The organism is Kosakonia oryzendophytica (assembly GCF_900094925.1).
Classification (GTDB): domain Bacteria; phylum Pseudomonadota; class Gammaproteobacteria; order Enterobacterales; family Enterobacteriaceae; genus Kosakonia; species Kosakonia oryzendophytica.
Genome location: NZ_FMAY01000003.1, coordinates 139,176 through 160,307 on the forward strand (window position 1 = coordinate 139,176; position 21,132 = coordinate 160,307).

The 21,132-nt window shown below is 55.4% G+C and carries 19 protein-coding genes; 15 read left to right on the plus strand and 4 right to left on the minus strand.

Features of this window, described 5'->3' with window-relative positions; translation table 11 throughout:
• Window positions 1-168 precede the first annotated feature (168 nt).
• Together ybbP and ybbA are read right to left on the minus strand one after the other, a co-directional pair.
• Complete coding sequence (ybbP, locus tag GA0061071_RS06750; protein ID WP_088236743.1) at window positions 169-2,583, minus strand: putative ABC transporter permease subunit YbbP; 2,415 nt, start codon at window positions 2,581-2,583, stop codon at window positions 169-171.
• A complete protein-coding gene (gene ybbA, locus GA0061071_RS06755; protein ID WP_061497036.1) occupies window positions 2,580-3,266 on the minus strand; it encodes a putative ABC transporter ATP-binding protein YbbA in 687 nt (228 codons plus the stop codon). Before ybbA ends, ybbP begins: the two co-directional genes overlap by 4 nt.
• Between ybbA and tesA the strand changes: the two genes are divergently transcribed.
• From tesA to GA0061071_RS06790, 7 genes are all read left to right on the plus strand, one after another.
• Window positions 3,237-3,860, plus strand: a complete 624-nt coding sequence (tesA, locus tag GA0061071_RS06760; RefSeq protein ID WP_061500119.1) for a multifunctional acyl-CoA thioesterase I/protease I/lysophospholipase L1 — start codon at window positions 3,237-3,239, stop codon at window positions 3,858-3,860. The two genes, ybbA and tesA, sit on opposite strands and share 30 nt — an antisense overlap.
• 28 nt (window positions 3,861-3,888) lie before the next feature.
• On the plus strand, window positions 3,889-4,659 hold the full coding sequence (locus GA0061071_RS06765; protein WP_061497038.1) for an SDR family oxidoreductase: 771 nt from the start codon (window positions 3,889-3,891) through the stop codon (window positions 4,657-4,659).
• Window positions 4,660-4,718: 59 nt separating this feature from the next.
• Window positions 4,719-5,573 (plus strand): co-chaperone YbbN, encoded by an 855-nt coding sequence (locus GA0061071_RS06770; protein ID WP_061497040.1) that lies wholly within the window; start codon window positions 4,719-4,721, stop codon window positions 5,571-5,573.
• 84 nt (window positions 5,574-5,657) lie between these two features.
• A complete protein-coding gene (locus GA0061071_RS06775) occupies window positions 5,658-6,575 on the plus strand; it encodes an SPFH domain-containing protein (RefSeq protein WP_061497042.1) in 918 nt (305 codons plus the stop codon).
• A complete protein-coding gene (locus GA0061071_RS06780; protein ID WP_088236744.1) occupies window positions 6,572-7,030 on the plus strand; it encodes an NfeD family protein in 459 nt (152 codons plus the stop codon). Before GA0061071_RS06775 ends, GA0061071_RS06780 begins: the two co-directional genes overlap by 4 nt.
• 23 nt (window positions 7,031-7,053) lie before the next feature.
• Window positions 7,054-9,273, plus strand: a complete 2,220-nt coding sequence (locus tag GA0061071_RS06785; protein WP_061500121.1) for a PA5441 family protein — start codon at window positions 7,054-7,056, stop codon at window positions 9,271-9,273.
• The gene (locus tag GA0061071_RS06790; protein ID WP_088236745.1) at window positions 9,243-9,983 is read left to right on the plus strand and encodes a DUF3142 domain-containing protein; all 741 of its coding nucleotides are present in this window, start codon (window positions 9,243-9,245) and stop codon (window positions 9,981-9,983) included. The genes GA0061071_RS06785 and GA0061071_RS06790 overlap by 31 nt, the downstream gene beginning before the upstream one ends.
• On the opposite strand, the gene cueR is transcribed toward GA0061071_RS06790, so the two are convergent.
• Complete coding sequence (gene cueR / locus GA0061071_RS06795) at window positions 9,937-10,347, minus strand: Cu(I)-responsive transcriptional regulator (protein ID WP_061497047.1); 411 nt, start codon at window positions 10,345-10,347, stop codon at window positions 9,937-9,939. The two genes, GA0061071_RS06790 and cueR, sit on opposite strands and share 47 nt — an antisense overlap.
• Window positions 10,348-10,584: 237 nt before the next feature.
• Here cueR and GA0061071_RS06800 point away from each other — a divergent pair, with 237 nt between their 5' ends.
• The 6 genes from GA0061071_RS06800 to ybaK all read left to right on the plus strand — a co-directional run bounded on the left by GA0061071_RS06800 (window position 10,585) and on the right by ybaK (window position 16,076).
• Window positions 10,585-10,881, plus strand: a complete 297-nt coding sequence (locus GA0061071_RS06800; RefSeq protein WP_061497049.1) for a TM2 domain-containing protein — start codon at window positions 10,585-10,587, stop codon at window positions 10,879-10,881.
• A gap of 233 nt (window positions 10,882-11,114) precedes the next feature.
• Complete coding sequence (locus tag GA0061071_RS06805) at window positions 11,115-11,483, plus strand: hypothetical protein (RefSeq protein WP_061497051.1); 369 nt, start codon at window positions 11,115-11,117, stop codon at window positions 11,481-11,483.
• The gene (locus GA0061071_RS06810; protein WP_245191404.1) at window positions 11,480-11,941 is read left to right on the plus strand and encodes a YqhG/Tai3 family protein; all 462 of its coding nucleotides are present in this window, start codon (window positions 11,480-11,482) and stop codon (window positions 11,939-11,941) included. Before GA0061071_RS06805 ends, GA0061071_RS06810 begins: the two co-directional genes overlap by 4 nt.
• Window positions 11,942-12,127: 186 nt before the next feature.
• Window positions 12,128-14,626: a copper-exporting P-type ATPase CopA gene (gene copA / locus GA0061071_RS06815; RefSeq protein WP_088236746.1), complete on the plus strand. Its 2,499-nt coding sequence runs from the start codon at window positions 12,128-12,130 to the stop codon at window positions 14,624-14,626.
• A gap of 82 nt (window positions 14,627-14,708) precedes the next feature.
• Window positions 14,709-15,518: a TraB/GumN family protein gene (locus GA0061071_RS06820; protein WP_061497057.1), complete on the plus strand. Its 810-nt coding sequence runs from the start codon at window positions 14,709-14,711 to the stop codon at window positions 15,516-15,518.
• A gap of 78 nt (window positions 15,519-15,596) precedes the next feature.
• On the plus strand, window positions 15,597-16,076 hold the full coding sequence (gene ybaK, locus GA0061071_RS06825; RefSeq protein ID WP_061497059.1) for a Cys-tRNA(Pro)/Cys-tRNA(Cys) deacylase YbaK: 480 nt from the start codon (window positions 15,597-15,599) through the stop codon (window positions 16,074-16,076).
• 7 nt (window positions 16,077-16,083) lie between these two features.
• On the opposite strand, the gene ushA is transcribed toward ybaK, so the two are convergent.
• On the minus strand, window positions 16,084-17,736 hold the full coding sequence (gene ushA, locus GA0061071_RS06830; RefSeq protein ID WP_061497061.1) for a bifunctional UDP-sugar hydrolase/5'-nucleotidase UshA: 1,653 nt from the start codon (window positions 17,734-17,736) through the stop codon (window positions 16,084-16,086).
• A 175-nt stretch (window positions 17,737-17,911) separates the two neighbouring features.
• On the opposite strand from ushA, the gene GA0061071_RS06835 reads away from it, so the two are divergent.
• Together GA0061071_RS06835 and ybaL are read left to right on the plus strand one after the other, a co-directional pair.
• Window positions 17,912-19,111 (plus strand): MFS transporter, encoded by a 1,200-nt coding sequence (locus GA0061071_RS06835; RefSeq protein ID WP_061497063.1) that lies wholly within the window; start codon window positions 17,912-17,914, stop codon window positions 19,109-19,111.
• Window positions 19,112-19,338: 227 nt separating this feature from the next.
• On the plus strand, window positions 19,339-21,015 hold the full coding sequence (gene ybaL, locus GA0061071_RS06840; protein WP_061497065.1) for a YbaL family putative K(+) efflux transporter: 1,677 nt from the start codon (window positions 19,339-19,341) through the stop codon (window positions 21,013-21,015).
• Window positions 21,016-21,132 lie beyond the last annotated feature (117 nt).

The window sequence follows — 21,132 nt, forward strand, 5'->3', positions numbered from 1 at the left end:
ATAGACACTGCTAAATAATTTTTAGCATGCAGATACTATCTGTAATAAACGGAACGTTTATAGGGATTTTTTAATGATTTGTGCTACTAAATATTTGATGTGTAAATGCTTACACATAGAAATACAAACACACCGGTAGACATGACCAGTGTGTGATGATAATCACTGTTAATTATTGAACTGACGGAATAATGCCTTGCCTTTTAGCAGTCGGAGCCCCAACCAGCCGCCGCACAGCGACAAGAGCAGCGCGCCGCATAACGGTAAGGTGACCCACAAACGCCAATCCGGCGCCCACGGGAAGTCAAACACCCGTGTTTGCAGTACCGCCAGGGCGGTCTCGGCGCCAATCGTTGCCACCAGCCCGGAAACCAGTCCCAGCAGAGCAAATTCACACCACAGCGTGGTACGGAGTAACCGCTTTCCGGCTCCCAGAGTACGCCAGACCACTAACTCCTGATGACGCTGGCGCATGCCGACCTGCACCTGCGCCAGCAGTAGCAGTACGCCACAAGCAGTCACCAGCACCACCATCACTTCCAGCGCACGACTCACCTGCTCCAGAACCTGTCCGACCTGTTTTAAGATCGCGCCAATATCCAGCAAGCTGATGGTGGGAAACTCGCGGTTAAGCTGTGTCAGCATGCCATTGCCGTTTTCCCAACGGAAACTGGTGAGCCAACTTTGCGGCTGCCCCTCCAGCGCCCCGGCCGGGAAAATAAAGAAGAAGTTTGGCCGCATGCTTTCCCAGTCGACCTTGCGCAGACTGGTAATTTTCGCGCTGAACGACTGGGTATCGCCAGTAAAGGTCACGCTGTCGCCCAGTTTCAGACCCAGCCTTTCCGCCAGCCCTTCTTCTATCGAGACTTCGCCCACTTTCGGTGGCCAGCTTCCGGCGGTGATGGGGTTATGGTCCGGACGTTGCGTTTGCCAGGTCAGATTTAGCTCGCGGTTTAGCGCCTCATCCGGGTTACCGTCCGTTGACTGACCGTTAATTTGCGTCAACCTCGCCCGCACAATCGGATAGAAAGACGCCGGGATCACCTGATGTTCAGAGAGGAAGGCTTTCAACGGCGTCACCTGCTCCGGCGCGATATTGATCAGGAAATAGTTCGGGCTTTCCGGCGGTAACTGCTGCTGCCAGCGATCCAGCAGATCACCACGCAAGACCAGCAGCATCGCCAGCAACATAAAGGAGAGCGAAAATGCCGATAGCTGACTTAACGTCGACCAGGGCTGGCGCAGTAAACGGTTGACCGCAAGACGTAGCGGTAGCGTTTTTAACGTCATTTTTTTCAGCACGTTAAGCAACAACCATCCGACCAGGCCACACAACAATGCCAGCACCACCGCGCCTGCCAGCACCGACCAGAGCAGCATACTGCCGCCCATCAGCCAGGCCAGTAACACCACTGCGATAGCACACATCACCGGCACATAGAATTTCAGCGGCCAGAGATCCGCCACCGCATCCCGACGCAGCACGCGCAGCGGTTGCGTTGCCAACAGTAAGCGGTACGGGCGTAACCCCACCAGCACAGAAATCACCACCACTGCACCCACCGCCCATAGCCACGGCCACAAGCTGGCTGGCGGTAATGCTGCGGGCAGAACCGGTTTGAGCAGCAGCATTAATATCTTTTCAAACAGCAGCCCTATTGCCCCACCGGTCATAACCGCGAGAACCAGTACCAGCATCCACTGGCCGACGATCAGCTTACGCAACTGCGCCCGCCCGGCCCCCAATGTTTTGAGGATCGCCACCAGATCGTAGCGGCTGCGGCAGTAATGCCCCATTGCCACCGCCACTGCCGCCACCGCCAGCAACAGCGTGAGTAGCGCCGATAACAGTAAAAATTGCTGCGAGCGTTGCAAAGATTTGCCCAGCGCACCGTCGTCCTGTTCAAGCCCGTACCAGCGGTGTTCCGGCTTTAACTGGGGCAGCAACCATTTTTCATACGCCGCCAGTTGTTCAGGCGTACCGCCAAACTTCACACGCCAGGTCACCCGGCTGCCCGGCTGCACTGCTCCGGTTTTTGGCACATCCGCGATGTTCATTAGCAACCGCGGTGCCATCTGGAAGGGGTTAAAGCCGGCATCCGGTTCCTGAAGGACCTCCCCGGCGATACGCAAGGTGGCATCACCGACATCAATACTGTCGCCAACCTTCAGATTCAGCAGCGCCATCAACCTTGGTGCCAATAGCACGCTGCCTGCCTGCGGCTTCAAATGCGCCGGCTGGGTTTGTAACTCGCCATAAATAGGGTAGATATCATCAACCGCTTTCACATCTGCCAGTTGTGGCGTCTCTCCGGCAAAGGTCATGGTATTAAAGCCGATCTGCTCGCTCACGGTGAGCCCGGTTTTCCGTGCTTCATCCAGCCAGGCCTGCGGCACTTCGCGGGAACTGCGCAGCGCCCGATCGCCTGCCATAAACTCCCGGCTCTGCTGGCTCAGCCCTTTCTCCATGCGATCGCTGATATTGCCCAGCGCCAGCACGCAGGCTACCGCCAGGCTCAGTGCCAGCCAGACAATCAGCAGCGACGGCGAGCGCCATTCGCGCCAGAACCAACGGGCAATCATGCTTCCTCCCGCAATTCACCGTTGACCAGCCGCAAACGCCTGTCGCAGCGCGCCGCCAGTTGCAGATCGTGCGTGACCAACAACAGCGTGGTGCCGAATTGTTGGTTCATGGAAAAAAGCAGATCAGCGATCTTGTCCCCGGTCTGTCGATCCAGGTTACCGGTGGGTTCATCGGCAAACAGCACAGCTGGCCGGCCATTAAAGGCGCGCGCCAGCGCGACACGCTGCTGCTCCCCGCCGGAAAGCTGCGCCGGAAGGTGATCAAGACGTTTACCGAGCCCCAGCTCATCAAGTAATGCTTTGGCACTGGCGCGGCTTTTGCCGCTGTTTTCGCCACGCAGCAACGCCGGTAACTCGACGTTTTCCAGGGCGTTGAGGGTGGGAATAAGCATAAAAGACTGGAAGACGAAACCGACATTCTGCGCGCGCAACTGCGCCCGCGCCTCTTCGTCCATGGTGTGCAGCGGTTTCCCCAGCAGATTGACTTCGCCACTGCTGCCGTCATCCAGCCCGGCGAGGATCGCCAGCAGCGTCGACTTACCGGAACCGGATTCGCCAATCAGGGCAATGGTCTCGGCTGGTTTGACAACGAGCTCAACTCCGGTAAGGATGGAAAGTTCATGCTCCCCCTGACCGACGGACTTCTTAAGATGATGAACTTCAACAATGTTTTCCGCTGGCATTTGCCCTTCCTTTTTTTGCTTTTGTTAACCTTCCGCGCCGCCGCGGCGGACACGTTGTTGATTCTTGGCGACAGTCTGAGCGCCGGATACCGCATGGCGGCGAATGTTGCCTGGCCTGCGCTGCTCAACGATAAATGGCAGCAAAAGCCCGCCGTGGTGAACGCCAGCATCAGCGGCGACACATCGCAGCAGGGGCTGGCGCGGTTACCCGCGCTGTTGAAAGAGCACCAACCTCGCTGGGTGCTGGTGGAGCTGGGCGGCAACGATGGTTTGCGCGGTTTCGCGCCTCAACAGACGGAACAAACGCTGCGCCAGGTAGTGCAGACGGTCAAGGCCGCCAACGCTGAACCATTGCTGATGCAAATTCGGCTGCCCGCCAACTACGGTCGCCGCTATAATGAAGCGTTCAGCGCCATTTATCCTAAGCTTGCCAAAGAGTTGGATGTGCCTCTCCTGCCCTTTTTTATGGAAGAGGTATATCTGAAACCGCAGTGGATGCAGGATGATGGCATTCACCCCAACCGTGACGCCCAGCCGTTTATCGCCGACTGGATGGCGACACGGTTGGCTCCTTTAGTTAACCACGACTCCTGATCAATCAGGGACGCCCTCAGGTAAAGTTATGCAAAAAACGGTCTTAATTACAGGATGTTCCAGCGGCATTGGTCTGGAAAGCGCACGCGAACTGAAACGCCAGGGTTTTCGCGTGCTGGCGGCCTGTCGCAAACCGGATGACGTCGCGCGAATGGACCGGGAAGGATTTACCGGTGTGTTACTGGATCTGGATGATCCGCAAAGCGTTGATCGTGCCGCGGATGAAGTGATCGCACTGACCGAAAATCGGCTATATGGGCTCTTCAATAACGCCGGTTATGGCGTCTATGGCCCGCTGGAGACGATCAGTCGCGAACAGCTTGAACAGCAATTTTCCAGCAATTTTTTTGGCACGCATCAACTCACCCTGCGCCTGCTGCCAGCCATGCTGCCCCACGGCGAAGGACGCATTGTGATGACCTCATCGGTTATGGGCCTGATCTCTACCCCCGGGCGCGGTGCCTATGCTGCCAGTAAATATGCGCTGGAAGCCTGGTCGGATGCACTGAGAATGGAGCTGCGCCATAGCGGCATTAAGGTGAGCCTGATTGAACCCGGTCCCATCCGTACGCGCTTTACCGACAATGTGAATCAGACACAAAGCGATAAACCGGTGGAAAACCCCGGCATTGCCGCACGTTTTACCCTCGGCCCGGAGGCAGTAGTGGCAAAAGTACGCCATGCTTTCGAGAGCAATCATCCCAAAATGCGCTATCCGGTTACGCTGGTCACCTGGGTTGTAAGTCTGTTGAAGCGCCTGCTGCCCGCACGCGTGATGGATAAAATTTTACACAGGTGAGTTGAAGGCGTATTGCCTGTCCCCATGTAGTACTAAACAGTAAAAACAGAGAATTCCACATGTCCGTACAGAATATCGTCAATATTACCGAAGCCAATCTGCAACAGGTACTGGAGCAGTCCGTTGCGACGCCGGTGCTGTTCTATTTCTGGTCAGATCGCAGCCAGCACTGCCAGCAACTGACCCCGGTGCTGGAAAATCTGGCCGCGCAGTACAACGGGCAATTTGTGCTGGCAAAAGTGGATTGCGACGCCGAACAGTTGGTGGCTTCACAGTTTGGCTTGCGTGCGATCCCGACCGTCTACCTGTTCCAGAACGGGCAACCGGTAGACGGGTTCCAGGGGCCGCAACCGGAAGAGGCCATTCGCGCCCTGCTGGATAAAGTCCTGCCGCGTGAAGAAGAGCTGAAAGCTCAGGAAGCTATGCTGCTGATGCAGGAAGGAAAACACGCCGACGCCCTGCCGCTGCTGAAAGACGCCTGGCAGCTTTCTCAACAAAACAGCGAAATCGGCCTGCTGTTGGCGGAAACGCTGATCGTTTTACACCGTGCAGATGAAGCAGAAAACGTTCTCAAAACCGTGCCACTACAGGATCAGGACACTCGCTATCAGGGACTGATCGCGCAAATTGAGCTACTGAAGAAAGCCGCTGATACGCCGGAAATCCAACAGTTGCAAAAACAGGTGGAAGAGAACCCGGCCGACGCACTGCTGGCGACGCAGCTTGCACTGCAATTGCACCAGGTGGGGCGCAATGAAGAAGCGCTTGAACTGCTGTTCAGCCATTTGCGTAAAGATCTCTCCGCCGCAAACGGCGAAGCACGCAAAATGCTGCAGGAAATTCTGGCCGCACTGGGTACCGGTGATGCGCTGGCGTCGAAGTATCGTCGCCAGCTTTACTCTCTGCTCTACTAATCTTCCTGCCAAATTTGGCGATCGTGCTGTTTTGATCGCCAATTCGGGCTAAGATGGCATCAAATTAAACAGGAGGTTTTTTTGATGCCAATCGTCATTCTGGTTTTTATCTTCGTTGCGCTGGTGGTGGTTATCTCTGGCGTAAAAATCGTACCGCAAGGCTTCCAGTGGACCGTGGAACGCTTTGGACGCTTTACCCGGACACTGCAGCCGGGTCTGAGCCTGGTGGTGCCTTTTATGGATCGTATTGGTCGTAAGATCAATATGATGGAACAAGTCCTCGATATCCCCTCTCAGGAAGTTATCTCGAAAGACAACGCGAATGTCACCATTGACGCGGTGTGCTTTATTCAGGTGATCGATGCACCACGTGCCGCCTATGAGGTGAGCAATCTGGAGTTGGCGATCATCAACCTGACCATGACCAACATCCGTACCGTACTGGGTTCAATGGAGCTGGACGAAATGCTCTCACAGCGTGACAGCATTAATACGCGCTTGCTGCATATCGTCGATGAAGCAACAAACCCATGGGGTGTAAAAGTGACACGTATTGAAATTCGCGACGTGCGTCCGCCCGCGGAACTGATTGCCTCAATGAATGCGCAGATGAAGGCAGAGCGTACCAAACGCGCCTATATTCTCGAGGCCGAAGGGGTGCGTCAGGCGGAGATCCTCAAAGCGGAAGGGGAAAAACAGTCGCAAATCCTGAAAGCGGAAGGTGATCGCCAGTCGGCATTCCTGCAAGCAGAAGCCCGCGAACGTTCGGCAGAGGCGGAAGCGCGCGCTACGCAGATGGTTTCGGAAGCCATCGCCGCCGGGGATATTCAGGCTGTGAACTACTTTGTGGCGCAAAAATACACCGAAGCATTGCAGCAAATCGGGTCGGCGAATAACAGCAAAGTCGTGATGATGCCGCTGGATGCCAGCAGCCTGATGGGGTCTATCGCCGGGATCACGGAGCTGATCAAAGACAGCGCCAGCGAGCGAAATAAACGATGATCCCGCTGCTGCTCGAACATACTTATCTTGCCTGGCTAACGCTCGGCGGGTTGCTGCTTGCCGCCGAAATGCTCGGCGGTAATGGCTACCTGTTATGGAGCGGCGTAGCAGCCGTGCTCACTGGATTACTGGCGTGGGTTTTACCGTTTAGTTGGGAGTGGCAAGGCGTGCTGTTCGCCGTACTGACCATGCTGGCTGCCTGGCTATGGTGGCAATGGCTGGCGCACCGGGTGAAGCAGCAACAGCCCGCTGACGCGTCGCTTAACCTGCGCGGGCAGCAACTGACAGGCCGACGTTTTCAACTGGATACCGCGCTGGTTAACGGCCGCGGTCATATGCGCGTCGGCGACAGTTCATGGCCTGTCAGCGCCGAGGAAGACTTACCCGCCGGCCAGCATGTGGAAGTGATTGCCGTAGAAGGCATCACCTTGCGCATAAAAGCCGTAAGCAAATAATAACACCACAAGGATCCGACGTGATCGCACCCAAAAGCCATCTTGCGCTGGGCGTATGCCTGGCGTTTGCCGCCAGTGCTCCGGCGCTGGCGTCGTTTGATATGGATTACTGCCCCTGGGGTCACGCGGGCTGTTTTATCGTCAGTCCGCCGGTACTCGCCATCAACACAGACACGCGCGATAATCTGCTGCGTCTGGTGGATGAACCGAAAAACTTTACGCCGCTACGCCAACCCGTTCCGGCAGACATCACCCGTAGCCGGGATTTCTATTTCGGCATCCATATGGATAACCCGACCAGCCAGCCGCCGACAGCCACGACTACCGCAGAAACACCGGTGGAAGAGACGCTGCATCACCAGATGACGGCGCTGGGGCTGGATCCTGATGCCGCAACGGATGCCGTGCTTCAGCGCATGACCGCGCAGGGTGCCGATCTCCAGGAAGCCAGTAATGCAACGATCCAGCAAGATGAACTGGAAAATCGCTTTGTTTCGCGTAATGACGAAACGCTTTCCGCCTTTTTCGCCGCACTGCTCGCTGATACCTCACTGAGCCATGAGCAACGTCAGGCTCTGGCAAAAGCGCGTATGGCCGTAAACGGCACGGAAGCCAGCGAGCAAACGGTAAAAGCACTTTCATTCCCGCAAGGATCGCCAGCACAGGGATTTCAGGCCTATTTACAAGGCGCGAATGCGTTCTACGCAGGCGATTTTGACGCCGCAGGGCAGATATTTACGACCCTCAAAACCAGCCAGCAGCCGTGGCTTGCCGAGACGGCCAGTTATATGTTGATGCGCAATGCGCTCAATGCCAGTAGCGCAAATGCCAACGGCGAGTATGGCGATTTCGATGTCCATAAAGTGGATAAAGCCCTCGCACAGCAGGCGCGGGAGGCCGCAGAAAGCTATCTGAAAACCTGGCCGACAGGGCGCTACGCCGACTCCGCACAAGGGATGCTGCGCCGTATTAACTGGTATTTACAGGATGGAAATGCGCTGGCGAAGCTCTATGAGCAGGCACTGGCGCAAACCGAAAACGCCGATGCGCTGGTGGATATCATCGCCGAGAGCGACAACAAGCTGATAAGCCAGGATCTCACCTGGGGAAGCGACGCCTTTCTCACCGCGCCAGACGCCTCGCTGCTGACGTTTGTGCAGACGCTGCGGCTGATGCGTAATAACACCTGCGACGGACGTTCCCATTGTGTGGATCAGGCATGGCTCGACAGTCTGAAAGCCGACTTTGAGAAGAACAAACATGCGGATCTGTGGAATTACCTGCGCCTGATGCTGGCCTGGAGCAAGCAGGATTACGCCACGGTGCAGAACGCTATTACGCCCGCCCCGTCGCTCCCCCCGCACAATATTCTCGCCTTCAGCGAGCAGGTGCTATATGGCGATGCGCTGATGGCGCAAAAACAGTGGCCCGCCGCGCAGGCGCACTGGCTGCATCTGCTGGATCTGAGTAAAGATGTTGAACAACAACAGCTTCTGCAAGCAAAACTGGCGGCCACGCTGGTAGAGAGTGATGCGCAGGCGCAGATTTTTGCCGCAGACAGCCGGGTGACCAATTTGCGTTACCGTTCGCTGGTGCTGAAAACGCAGGCCTCGCGGGAGTTGCTACGCCAGCAGGCCACGCACGGGCCCAATAAAGAAGAGCGCACCATCGCCCTGCACACGTTACTGACGCGCGATCTGACTGAGGGTCATTACGCCGACTGGTTGCAGGATATGTCCCTGGTGGCTGCCATTACGCCGCCGGTTGCTGACGAGGCATTTGATGATGTGAAGCTGAGTACCTTTGGCTGGAAAGGCACGGAGAAAGAGACCGCTTACTTCTGCGCGCCGCTGGAGACTACCGTCACTACCCTGAGCCAGAAAGCGCACGATGCTCACGCGTTGAATTGTCTGGGTGAGTTCTTCCGGACTACGCAAACCCGCGTGACGCTGGAGAAAGATCGCGGCGGTAATGACGTGCTCGACGTCGCGACGCACGCAGAAGAACGCCCCGGCGTGCCGCACCGTCTTGCCATATATCAGCAGGTTATCGCCGATGCCAAAGCCGAACCCGAAGATAAAAGCTATGCACTGTACCGGGCGGTCATGTGCTATGCCCCCTCCGGTTATAACGATTGTGGCGGCAAAGACGTCGATAAAGCGGTGCGTAAAGCCTGGTTCCAACAGTTGAAGAGCCGTTATCCTGGAAGCGTATGGGCCAGAGATCTCAAATATTACTGGTGATCGCTCTTTTTGCCGTGCTTGTTACTCCCTCTGCCTTCGCGGCAGAGGGTAGCCAGGCGTTTTGGCTGTGGTCTGGCGTCCGTCCCACAGTAGCATTACGCAATGCGGATACCGTTTATCTGCACCAGGGCGATGTCGTTGTCCTGGCGGGCAATGCGGTATTTGAACGTAAAGGCTTGCCGATCAACCGGATGACGTTTCCGCGTATCTGGCTAACCGTTCGCTTTACCACGCTGGATGTCCCGGACGCTCTCCTGCTGCGTCTTACTCGCCTGCTGGCGCGTTGGCACGACGCCGGGAATGCTGTTGTAGGATTACAAATAGATTTTGACGCGGCCACGCATCAGCTTGAGGATTACGCACAGTTTTTGCGCCGGGTGCGAAAGAGTCTACCCTCGCAGTATGCGTTGGGCGTGACCGGGTTACTGGACTGGGCGAAAACCGGCAATGTGCAAACGCTGAACGCCCTGCCGGTGGATGAGCTGGTGGTGCAAAGCTACCAGGGGCGCAGCACGGTGGACAATTACACTGCCTACCTGCCTGCGCTGTCCGGACTGCGTTTGCCATTTAAACTGGGCGTGGTGCAAAACGGCCAGTGGAACCGTGACGAAGAGCGGCGTATTGCCGCTTCGTCATGGTATCGCGGTACGGTGGTCTTTATGCTTAACCCTTCGCGTGGTGATGGCAGCAGCCCGAAAGGTTATCAATAATCGGGCAGTCTGCGCTGTCGTCTCCGGGGCAGGAATCCGCCAGCGCCAACAGTTGCGTACGCATCTGCTGCAATTCGATGATATGCCGTTCGATCTCTGCCACTTTCTGCAATGTGCGCGCTTTCACATCCGCGCTGTGGCGGGCCGGATCGTTAAACAGGGTGACCAGCTCGCCGCACTCTTCAAGGTTAAATCCAACCTGGCGTGCCTGACGTAGCAGGGTCAGCTCATTTAAATGCTGTTGCGTGTAGCTGCGATAGCCGTTTTCGCTGCGTAACGGCGGCGTGACCAACCCTTTTTCTTCATAAAAACGGATCGCTTTGCTGGTCAAACCGGTTTTTTTTGCCACATCGCTGATATTCACATTTCCCCCTTGCAGTCCGTGTTTCCGACCATACCGCATGATTACCCCGACACAACATAGAGTATAGGGCCTTTAACCCGACCTGACGTCAGGCGCACAATAGTAAGCGGCACACTATGACAAAACAAATATATCATTGTTGCCAATACATTTTTTATTTACCCCTGTTACCGCTTCGCTATAACATGTGGCCGGATGTTTCAAAGAATGATAAATGATTTACACACAGGAGTTGTTATGAGTGATATGGCGTTTTGCCGTGGTTGCGGAAAGGAAATTCATAAAGAAGCGGTTGCCTGCCCGAGTTGCGGCGCACCACAGGCCGTGGCGGGAACCAAAAGCCGCATTACCGCCGCACTGCTTGCTTTCTTCTTTGGTGGATTTGGCGTGCATAAATTTTATTTAGGGAAAACAGGCCAGGGTATTCTTTATCTCCTGTTCTGCTGGACCTTTATTCCTTCCATCATCGCGTTTATCGAATTTATTATTTACCTGTGCAATTCCGATCAGGAATTTGCCCGTAAATACGGCTAATGATCTGCCCTCTTTACGCGTCAAGCCTCGCACTATGCGGGGCTTTATTTTTTATTCTCGCCCGACAGGCCTCTCCAGGTAACAACGCGCGTTCGCGCGAAATAACCGCCCTACGTCAGCAACCGAACTTTGCCGTTAAATAAGATTACTCTTATTTTCAGCCTGTTAGCGTTCGGTAGCATGGCTGCGCTTTGTGATACCTTATGTTTACTCTTTTCTCTAAAGGGATGTTTATGGCATGGGATAAAGATGCAGCGGTGGCGTACCTGGTGAAACATGCCGGAGCGAAATCGCGCTCAGAATGTGCTACCTACACACGTCAGGCCATATCGGCAGGCGGAATCAACCTTATCAGAACAGGCGATGCCAAAGATTATGGTGACTCGCTGTTAAAAGCAGGATTTACAGCATTACCCGCTTCGGCGGCGCCGGAAAAAGGCGATGTTGCCATTATCCAGCCTTATCCAGGCGGTAATATCAGTGGCCATATGACGATGTTTGACGGCAAAAACTGGTATTCAGATTTTAAACAACGGGACATGTACCCCGGCCCCGGCTATCGCAGATTCCACCCACCGTATGTTATCTACAGGAAAAAATGATGCGTTACGTACTGTCATTATTGCTGGCGCTTTACCTTCCTTTCGCAAGTGCAAACACCGGAACGGATGTACAGAAAGAGATCACGGCGTTTTACACTTATTATCTGAATGAATTTGGCAAAACGCCGCCGGATGAACTGATTAAAACGAAAACCATGCAGCAATGGGCATCGAAGAAATTACTGGCGCGAATGGCCGTTATTTATGACATGCCTGAACAGGAATTATTGGGCTCAGATTATTTCACCTATTGCCAGGACTATGACCCGGCATGGATTGCGCGCCTTAATGTCTCCCCCGCCAAACCAGACGGAGACAGCATGAAACTGGACGTTTCGCTGGGTATTGAAAATAACAAGGCAAAACATCTTCAGGTATGGACGCGTAAGGAAGAGGGCAAATGGAAAATATGGCGAGTCGTTGACGCCGGAAACCATTACGAGCAGAAGCTCTATTAACGCAACCCAATCAGCCCTAAGCCCCGCTCATATCGCGGGGCTTTTTTATGGTGATGATCTGCAGCAGCGCTGCAGAGCAGAGGACAACGCCCACCTTCTTTGCGGATCGCCCTTGACCTTCCCCTTGATGGAAGGTTTAAGCTTCATCATAGTCACTATTCAGCATCATCATTAAGGAGATCGAGTATGTCTCACACTATAGAGCTAACCCTTGATGGCCTCTCCTGCGGCCATTGCGTTAAACGCGTGAAAGAGAGTCTGGAAAAACGACCGGACGTCGAACATGCAGAGGTCACCATTGAACGTGCGGAAGTCACCGGTAGCGCCAGCGCTGACGCGTTAATCGCCACCGTACAGGAAGCCGGCTACGGTGCGAGCGTAAGCCACCCAAAGGCTAAACCGCTGGCAGAGTCATCACTCCCGTCGGAAGCACTGACAGCGGCCACTTCTGAGCTTCCGGCAGCCGATAACGTTGACGACAGCCAACAGCTGTTGATCAACGGCATGAGCTGCGCCAGTTGCGTCTCCCGGGTGCAAAAAGCCTTGCAGGCAGTCCCCGGCGTTACACAGGCACGGGTTAACCTGGCGGAGCGCACCGCGCTGGTCATGGGCAGCGCGCCCGCCACAGAGTTAGTTAACGCCGTCGAGCAGGCCGGCTACGGCGCAGAAGCCATTGAAGATGACGTTAAACGGCGTGAACGTCAGCAAGAAACCGCCCTCGCCACCCTGAAACGCTTTCGCTGGCAGGCCATTGTTGCCTTGCTGGTTGGCGTGCCGATCATGGTATGGGGGATGCTGGGCGACAATATGATGGTGACCGACGCCAACCGCTCGCTGTGGCTGGTTATCGGTCTTATCACGCTCGCCGTCATGGTGGTAGCGGGTGGTCATTTTTACACCAGCGCATGGAAAAGCCTGCGTAACGGCAGCGCCACCATGGATACGCTGGTGGCACTCGGCACGGGTGCTGCCTGGCTCTACTCGATGAGCGTCAACATCTGGCCCCACTGGTTCCCGATGGAAGCGCGGCATCTCTACTACGAAGCCAGCGCGATGATCATCGGCCTGATTAATCTCGGTCATATGCTGGAGGCGCGTGCGCGCCAGCGTTCATCAAAAGCGCTGGAGCGCTTACTGGATTTAACCCCGCCAACAGCGCGTGTCGTGACCGCCGACGGTGAGAAAAGCGTGCCGCTGGCTGAGGTGCAGCCGGGGATGACGCTGCGTCTGACGACCGGCGATCGGGTTCCGGTGGACGGTGAAATCAGCCAGGGAGAGGCCTGGTTCGATGAAGCGATGCTCACCGGTGAACCGATCCCGCAGGAAAAAGGCGACGGCGACACCATTCATGCCGGAACCGTGGTGCAAGACGGTAGCGTCTTGTTTACCGCCAGCGCCGTAGGGAGCCATACCACCCTGTCACGCATCATCCGCATGGTGCGCCAGGCGCAAAGCAGTAAACCCGAAATAGGTCAGCTTGCCGACCGTATCTCCGCCGTGTTTGTGCCGGTGGTGGTGGCAATCGCACTGTTGAGCGGCGCCATCTGGTTTTTCTTCGGTCCGTCGCCGCAGATTGTCTATACGCTGGTGATCGCTACTACTGTACTGATCATCGCTTGCCCCTGTGCGCTGGGACTGGCGACACCGATGTCGATTATTTCCGGTGTCGGCCGCGCTGCGGAGTTTGGTGTGCTGATCCGTGATGCCGATGCGCTGCAACGCGCCAGTACGCTGGATACCCTGGTGTTTGACAAAACGGGCACACTGACCCTCGGTAAACCTGAAGTGGTGAGTATTAAAACGCTCTCCGTCGATGAAAACGCTGCACTGCGTCTGGCGGCTGCGTTGGAACAGGGCTCCAGCCACCCGCTGGCGCGGGCGATCCTGGACAGAGCTGCCGCCGAAACGCTACCGCAGGTTAATCAATTCCGCACACTGCGCGGTTTGGGCGTCAGCGGCCAGATAGACGGGCGCAACGTTCTGCTGGGTAATCAGGCGCTACTGGCTGAACAGAACGTTGATACGCACGCGCTTGAGGCTGAGATAAGCGAACAAGCCAGCCGCGGTGCAACACCTGTGCTGCTGGCAATCGACGGCGAAGCTGCGGCGCTGTTTGCCATTCGTGATCCGTTGCGTGAAGACAGTGTTGACGCGCTGCAACGTTTACACCGCGCCGGGTACCGACTGGTGATGCTCACTGGCGACAACCCCACAACTGCAAAGGCCATTGCGCAGGAAGCAGGCATTGATGACGTGATTGCCGGTGTATTGCCGGACGGTAAAGCCGACGCCATTAAAAAACTGCAACAGCAGGGTCGCCAGGTGGCGATGATTGGCGATGGTATCAATGATGCTCCCGCACTGGCACAAGCGGATGTTGGTATCGCCATGGGCGGCGGCAGCGACGTGGCGATTGAGACGGCGGCAATCACGTTGATGCGCCACAGCCTTCTGGGTGTTGCGGATGCACTGGCGATTGCCAAAGCCACGCTGCGCAATATGAAGCAGAACCTGCTGGGGGCGTTTATTTATAATTCGCTGGGCATTCCGGTGGCGGCAGGCATTCTCTGGCCGCTGACCGGCACATTACTCAACCCGGTGGTGGCGGGTGCGGCAATGGCGCTTTCCTCCATTACTGTGGTGAGCAACGCCAACCGCCTGCTGCGTTTCACACCGCGTCAGTAACCTTTCCCCCGCCGGTCACCGGCGGGGTTTACACCTTCCTGCGCTGCGCGTTAGCATGGCGTTTTCTTTTCAGGAAGCGCGTATGGCCCTGTTTCAACGCTTGAAAACGTTTTTTCGTGCGCTGCTGGTGCGCCGTTATCGCTGGCCCGCTCAGGATATTACGCTGCCCGGTAATCGGTTGTTGCATCTGGTCGGCAGCATCCATATGGGGACGCAGGGTATGTCGCCCCTGCCTGATGCCCTGCTGCAAAAATTGCGCGAGGCCGATGCGCTGATCGTGGAAGCCGATGTCGCGGGTTCCGATTCCCCTTTCGATAATCTTCCCCCTGTCGCCCCCCTTGAACAACGCCTTTCCCCTGCCTTGCTGGAGGAACTGGATAAGACGCTGCAAACCTTGTCGCTCTCGCGGGAGGAGTTTGAACACCGTCCCGCCTGGCATATCGCGCTGGTGTTGCAGGCAACGCAAGCTCAGCGCCTGGGGTTACGCCCGGAGTACGGCATCGATTACCAGTTATTGCGCGCGGCGCAACAATACCAGGTCAGGATCCTCGAACTGGAGGGCACCAGCAGCCAGCTTGACCTCCTGCGTGCATTACCGGATGGAGGTAATGAACTGCTACAGGATACACTTACCCACTGGCATGATAATGCGCGCTTATTGCAGGTCATGATGAGCTGGTGGCTGGAACACGCGCCAGCGGAAAACGAAATGGAACTGCCGGGTACGTTTAGCCAGCCGCTGCATGAAGTACTGATGCAACAGCGTAACCAGGCATGGTGCGAGCAGTTGTTTGCCCTGCCGCCGGGACGCTATGTCGTTGCCGCCGGAGCACTGCATCTGTATGGCGACGGCAATTTACCCTTACTGCTGCGACAGAGAATGGCGCAATAGCGCAAGATGGTACTATTTTCATGCGCCAACAAAGGCGTATGCTGGTCGCGTCAGATTACTGTGGTAAGAAGGATTGCTATGACTCCCGCCGTGAAATTACTCGAAAAAAACAACGTCTCGTTTCAGGTGCACACCTACGATCACGACCCCAATGAAACCAATTTTGGTGACGAAGTGGTGCGTAAACTGGGACTGAATGCTGACCAGGTCTACAAAACGCTACTGGTGGCGATCAATGGCGACATGAAACATCTGGCGGTCGCGGTGACGCCTGTCGCCGGGCAACTGGATCTGAAAAAGGTCGCCAAAGCGCTCGGCGCAAAAAAAGTGGATATGGCCGACCCGATGGTGGCGCAGCGCACGACCGGCTATCTGGTGGGCGGTATTAGCCCGCTGGGGCAGAAAAAACGGCTACCGACGCTGATTGATGCGCCCGCGCAAGAGTTTGCCTCGATTTATGTTTCCGGCGGCAAACGGGGGCTGGATATTGAACTTGCGGCGAGCGATCTGGCAAAGATGCTGGACGCAAAATTTGCCGATATCGCCCGCCGCGATTGAGGCCGGGTTACTGCCAGCTCACCTCACCTTTCGGTTCGTAAGCATTCACATCCAGCGGTGAATTTTTCTGGATGTACTCTTTCAGCGCTTCGGCATCAATAAAGCCGGTATTCACATAACCGGTTTTATCGTCGAGGCGCGGATAACCATCACCACCCGTAGCGTTAAAGCTCAGGGTCGCCAGGCGGTAGGTTTTTGCCATATCAATCGGTTCGCCTTTGATTTTCACATCACTCAGTTTGCCGTTTTTCGCCACAAAACTGACGTTAGCGAACTGCGGATACGCCCCGGAGTCCGGTTTTTTCTGCGCGACTGCTGTCAGGTAGTCGGTCAATGCCTTACCGTCGAGATCGACATACACCAGCGTGTTGCCAAAAGGCTGCACTTTCAGCACATCTTTATAGGTGATGTCGCCTGCTTCAATCGAGTCACGAACGCCGCCACCGCTCATCACCGCCAGATCGGCGTTGGTGCGGGCCATTTGTGCTGCCAGGATGACGCGCGCCAGGTTGGTTTGCACGAAACGCACTTTGCTGCGATCGCCCTCCAGGTGACCGTTAGTGTTGCCGATTTTGACCTCCAGTTGTGCTTTGCCTTTGTTCTGGAACGGGGTCAACAGGGAGAGCATTTGCGGGTTCTCTGCAATTTCCGGGGTGTAGAGTACGCGTTCACTCTGGCCGTTGTCGTAAGTCACTTTCTTCTTCAGGTTGACCGGGAGAAGCTGGTAGCGCACCAGTTTCATCTCGCCATTACGGAACTGGAAGTCGGCACGGCCCACATATTTGCCCCATTCATGCGCTTGCACAATCCAGATGCCATTTTGCTGATCCGGCGCACACGGCGTACCAGGCACATAATTGACCTGCTTTTTATTTTCCGAGGCCATACACACCGGGTCTTGTGAGTGACCACCCACAATCATTGCCAGTGCGCCTTTCGGCAGGCTGCGCGCCATTTCGACATCGCCCGGCGCATTGGAGCCATGCTCACCGTTGTCGTAATGCCCCATATGCGTGGTGGCAATGATCACATCCGGTTTTTCATTCTGCTTCAGCTCATCAATCACCAGCCTGGCTTCATCCGCGGGTTTACGGAATTCAATATCGGTGAAAAACTCCGGATTGCCGATTTTCGCGGTATCGTCGGTTGTCAGGCCGATCACCGCAATTTTCAGACCCTGGCGATTGAAGATCATCCACGGTTTAAACAGTCGCTCACCGGTGCTTTTCTGGTAAATATTGGCTGAGAGGAACGGGAATTTGGCCCATTTTTCTTGCTGACGCAGCACGCTAAGCGGGTTATCAAACTCATGGTTACCGACCGCCATCGCATCGTAACCGATCAGATTCATGCCGCGAAAATCGGGCTCCGCATCCTGTAAATCGGACTCCGGAACCCCCGTATTAATGTCGCCACCGGACAACAGCAATACGCTACCGCCTTGGGCGGCCACTTCTTTACGGATGCCGTCCACCAGCGTTTTTTGCGCCGACAGTCCATATTCGCCGTAATCGCTGCGCCAGAAGTGGCCATGATGATCGTTGGTATGCAAAATGGTGACGTTATAGGTTTTATCCTGCTCGTAAGCCTGTACCTGCCAGCTTGCCAGCCCCATCGCCGCCAGCAACGCCAGCGCCATACTCTTCTTTATCAATTGCATGCTTCTCTCCCTGACCCCATTAATAAAACTGAGAAATTACAGTGCCTAAGGATAATAGACAAATACGTTTTCAGCATTGCGACTTCCTTCAAACCTTCAGCACAGGTATGTTAGCCAGATAACGATTTACCGTTCTGACACTCTCCACCTCTTCTTATCAACATACGTGGTATTTATGGCAATAAGTGAAACGCAGCAGACACCCCCTGCCGCGCGTACATCGTTCGGTATTCTTGGCGCGATCAGCCTTTCGCATCTGCTCAACGATATGATCCAGTCCCTGCTGCTGGCCATTTATCCGTTATTGCAGGCCGATTTTTCGTTGTCGTTTGTGCAGATTGGCCTGATCACGCTGACCTTCCAGATTGCTTCTTCGCTGTTACAGCCTGTGGTGGGCTACTGGACCGATAAGCACCCGATGCCGTGGTCTCTGCCCATCGGTATGTGCTTTACCCTTAGTGGGCTGGTGTTGCTGGCGCTGGCGGGGAGCTTCGGTACGGTATTGATCGCTGCCGCTCTGGTCGGTACGGGCTCATCGGTCTTCCACCCGGAATCCTCCCGTGTAGCACGCATGGCGTCTGGCGGGCGCCACGGTCTGGCACAATCCATTTTCCAGGTGGGAGGAAATTTTGGCAGTTCTCTCGGCCCGCTGCTGGCGGCGGTGATTATTGCTCCGTACGGTAAAGGTAATGTCGCCTGGTTTGTCCTTGCTGCACTGCTGGCGATTATTGTGTTGTTGCAGGTCAGCCGCTGGTATGCCGCGCAACATCGGGTCAATAAAGGTAAAAAATCCGTTTCAGTGATGAATCCGCTGCCGCGAAACAAGGTGGTGCTGGCGGTTTGTGTATTACTGATCCTGATTTTCTCGAAATACTTCTATATGGCGAGCATCAGCAGTTATTTCACTTTTTATCTGATGCATAAGTTCGATTTGTCAGTGCAAAACGCGCAGATGCACCTGTTTATTTTTCTCTTTGCCGTCGCGGCAGGAACCGTGGTTGGCGGGCCGCTGGGCGACAAAATTGGACGAAAATATGTTATTTGGGGCTCTATCCTCGGCGTCGCGCCGTTTACGCTCGTTTTACCCTATGCAACGCTGTTCTGGACCGGCATTTTGACGGTAATCATTGGTTTTGTTCTCGCGTCGGCGTTTTCAGCCATTCTGGTCTATGCGCAGGAGCTGCTGCCGGGTCGTATCGGTATGGTTTCCGGTCTGTTTTTTGGTTTTGCCTTCGGCATGGGTGGCCTTGGCGCAGCGGTGCTGGGGCTGATTGCCGATCACACCAGTATCGATCTGGTCTATAAAATATGTGCTTTCCTCCCATTGCTGGGGATCCTGACGATATTCCTGCCTGATAACCGCCCCGAAGCCTGATTTCATTGCGGCCAAAATATCTCTTTGGCCGCCTTCCTTCTTGCTGGCATGCCGCTGGCGCACGATTTCTGTTACGGAAGACCCGGTTGGCGATTTATTTCGTCCAAATTGCCATTTTCTTCATAATTCAACAATTATTCATAAACATACTGGCCAAAATTGTCATAAACTGTAACGCAGTTACGCCTTATCGCCCTGGGATCCCCGCATCAACGAAAGGAGACGGAATGCATCACGCCACCCCGCTAATCACCACCATTGTCGGCGGCCTTGTGCTCGCTTTTATTCTCGGCATGCTTGCCAACAAACTCCGGATTTCGCCACTGGTGGGCTATTTACTCGCGGGTGTGCTGTCTGGTCCTTTTACGCCCGGTTTTGTGGCAGATACGCAACTGGCACCGGAACTGGCTGAACTGGGCGTGATATTGCTGATGTTTGGCGTCGGCCTGCATTTTTCACTGAAGGATCTGATGGCGGTAAAGTCCATCGCCATTCCCGGAGCGATCGCGCAAATTGCTGTCGCCACGCTTCTGGGTATGGCGCTTTCCGCAACGCTTGGCTGGTCGTTAATGACCGGTATTGTGTTTGGGCTGTGTCTCTCCACCGCCAGTACCGTTGTGCTGCTGCGCGCGCTTGAGGAGCGGCAGCTTATTGATAGCCAGCGCGGGCAAATCGCCATCGGTTGGCTGATTGTCGAAGACCTGGTGATGGTATTAACGCTGGTGCTGTTGCCCGCCATCGCCGGCATGACGGAAAAAGGCGATGTCGGGTTGGCATCGCTGGCCCTCGATATGAGCATTACCATCGGCAAAGTGGTGGCGTTTATTGCCATTATGATGCTGGTCGGCCGCCGTCTGGTACCGTGGATTATGGCGCGCAGCGCCGCCACGGGTTCCCGCGAACTGTTTACCCTTTCCGTGCTGGCGTTGGCATTGGGCATCGCGTTTGGCGCAGTCGAACTGTTTGATGTCTCTTTCGCGCTCGGGGCCTTTTTTGCCGGAATGGTGCTGAACGAATCCGAACTGAGCCACCGTGCCGCGCACGATACGCTGCCGCTGCGCGATGCCTTCGCGGTGCTGTTCTTTGTCTCCGTCGGTATGTTGTTCGACCCGCTGATCCTGATTGAGCAACCGCTGGCCGTGCTGGGTACACTGGCGATTATCATTTTCGGTAAATCCGTTGCCGCCTTCTTCCTGGTGCGTTTGTTCGGCCACTCGCCGCGCACCGCGCTGACCATCGCCGCCAGCCTTGCGCAAATCGGTGAGTTTGCCTTTATTCTTGCCGGGCTGGGAATGGCGCTGGATCTGCTGCCGCAGGCGGGTCAAAACCTGGTGCTGGCGGGTGCGATCCTGTCCATTATGCTCAACCCGGTACTGTTTGCGACGCTGGAGAAATACCTCGATAAAACCGAGACGCTGGAAGAGCAAACGCTGGAAGAAGCGATTGAAGAAGAGAAACAGATCCCGGTGGACATCTGCAATCACGCATTACTGGTTGGTTTTGGTCGCGTGGGCAGCCTGCTGGGTGAAAAACTGATGGCGCAGGGCATCCCGCTGGTGGTGATTGAAACCTCGCGAACCCGTGTGGATGAACTGCGAGAGCGTGGTATCCGCGCAGTGTTGGGGAATGCCGCGAACGAAGAAATTATGAACCTGGCGCATCTGGATTGCGCACGCTGGCTGCTGTTGACCATCCCCAACGGTTATGAGGCCGGAGAAATTGTCGCCAGCGCCCGGGAAAAATGCCCGCACATTGAGATTATTGCCCGTGCGCATTATGACGATGAGGTGGATTACATCACCGAACGCGGCGCAAATCAGGTCGTGATGGGTGAGCGCGAGATCGCCAATACTATGTATACGCTGCTGGAGAAACCGCCAGTTGAAGAGGCAGTCACAGGTTAAGAAGCAAAGAAGCAGGCGCATAGCCTGCTTCTTTATTACATAGAACCCACCCTTTGATACACGCACATAAAAAAAACCGGCAAGCAGCGCTTTACCGGTTTTCATCAAATCACTGTT

Excerpts from the sequence above, each read along its gene's own strand:
- ybbP (WP_088236743.1), bottom strand. The coding sequence starts at position 2,583 with ATGATTGCCCGTTGGTTCTGGCGCGAATGGCGCTCGCCGTCGCTGCTG.
- tesA (WP_061500119.1), top strand. The coding sequence starts at position 3,237 with ATGAACTTCAACAATGTTTTCCGCTGGCATTTGCCCTTCCTTTTTTTG.
- ybbA (WP_061497036.1), bottom strand. The coding sequence starts at position 3,266 with ATGCCAGCGGAAAACATTGTTGAAGTTCATCATCTTAAGAAGTCCGTC.
- GA0061071_RS06765 (WP_061497038.1), top strand. The coding sequence starts at position 3,889 with ATGCAAAAAACGGTCTTAATTACAGGATGTTCCAGCGGCATTGGTCTG.
- GA0061071_RS06770 (WP_061497040.1), top strand. The coding sequence starts at position 4,719 with ATGTCCGTACAGAATATCGTCAATATTACCGAAGCCAATCTGCAACAG.
- GA0061071_RS06775 (WP_061497042.1), top strand. The coding sequence starts at position 5,658 with ATGCCAATCGTCATTCTGGTTTTTATCTTCGTTGCGCTGGTGGTGGTT.
- GA0061071_RS06780 (WP_088236744.1), top strand. The coding sequence starts at position 6,572 with ATGATCCCGCTGCTGCTCGAACATACTTATCTTGCCTGGCTAACGCTC.
- GA0061071_RS06790 (WP_088236745.1), top strand. The coding sequence starts at position 9,243 with ATGGGCCAGAGATCTCAAATATTACTGGTGATCGCTCTTTTTGCCGTG.
- GA0061071_RS06800 (WP_061497049.1), top strand. The coding sequence starts at position 10,585 with ATGAGTGATATGGCGTTTTGCCGTGGTTGCGGAAAGGAAATTCATAAA.
- GA0061071_RS06805 (WP_061497051.1), top strand. The coding sequence starts at position 11,115 with ATGGCATGGGATAAAGATGCAGCGGTGGCGTACCTGGTGAAACATGCC.
- GA0061071_RS06810 (WP_245191404.1), top strand. The coding sequence starts at position 11,480 with ATGATGCGTTACGTACTGTCATTATTGCTGGCGCTTTACCTTCCTTTC.
- copA (WP_088236746.1), top strand. The coding sequence starts at position 12,128 with ATGTCTCACACTATAGAGCTAACCCTTGATGGCCTCTCCTGCGGCCAT.
- GA0061071_RS06820 (WP_061497057.1), top strand. The coding sequence starts at position 14,709 with ATGGCCCTGTTTCAACGCTTGAAAACGTTTTTTCGTGCGCTGCTGGTG.
- ybaK (WP_061497059.1), top strand. The coding sequence starts at position 15,597 with ATGACTCCCGCCGTGAAATTACTCGAAAAAAACAACGTCTCGTTTCAG.
- ushA (WP_061497061.1), bottom strand. The coding sequence starts at position 17,736 with ATGCAATTGATAAAGAAGAGTATGGCGCTGGCGTTGCTGGCGGCGATG.
- GA0061071_RS06835 (WP_061497063.1), top strand. The coding sequence starts at position 17,912 with ATGGCAATAAGTGAAACGCAGCAGACACCCCCTGCCGCGCGTACATCG.
- ybaL (WP_061497065.1), top strand. The coding sequence starts at position 19,339 with ATGCATCACGCCACCCCGCTAATCACCACCATTGTCGGCGGCCTTGTG.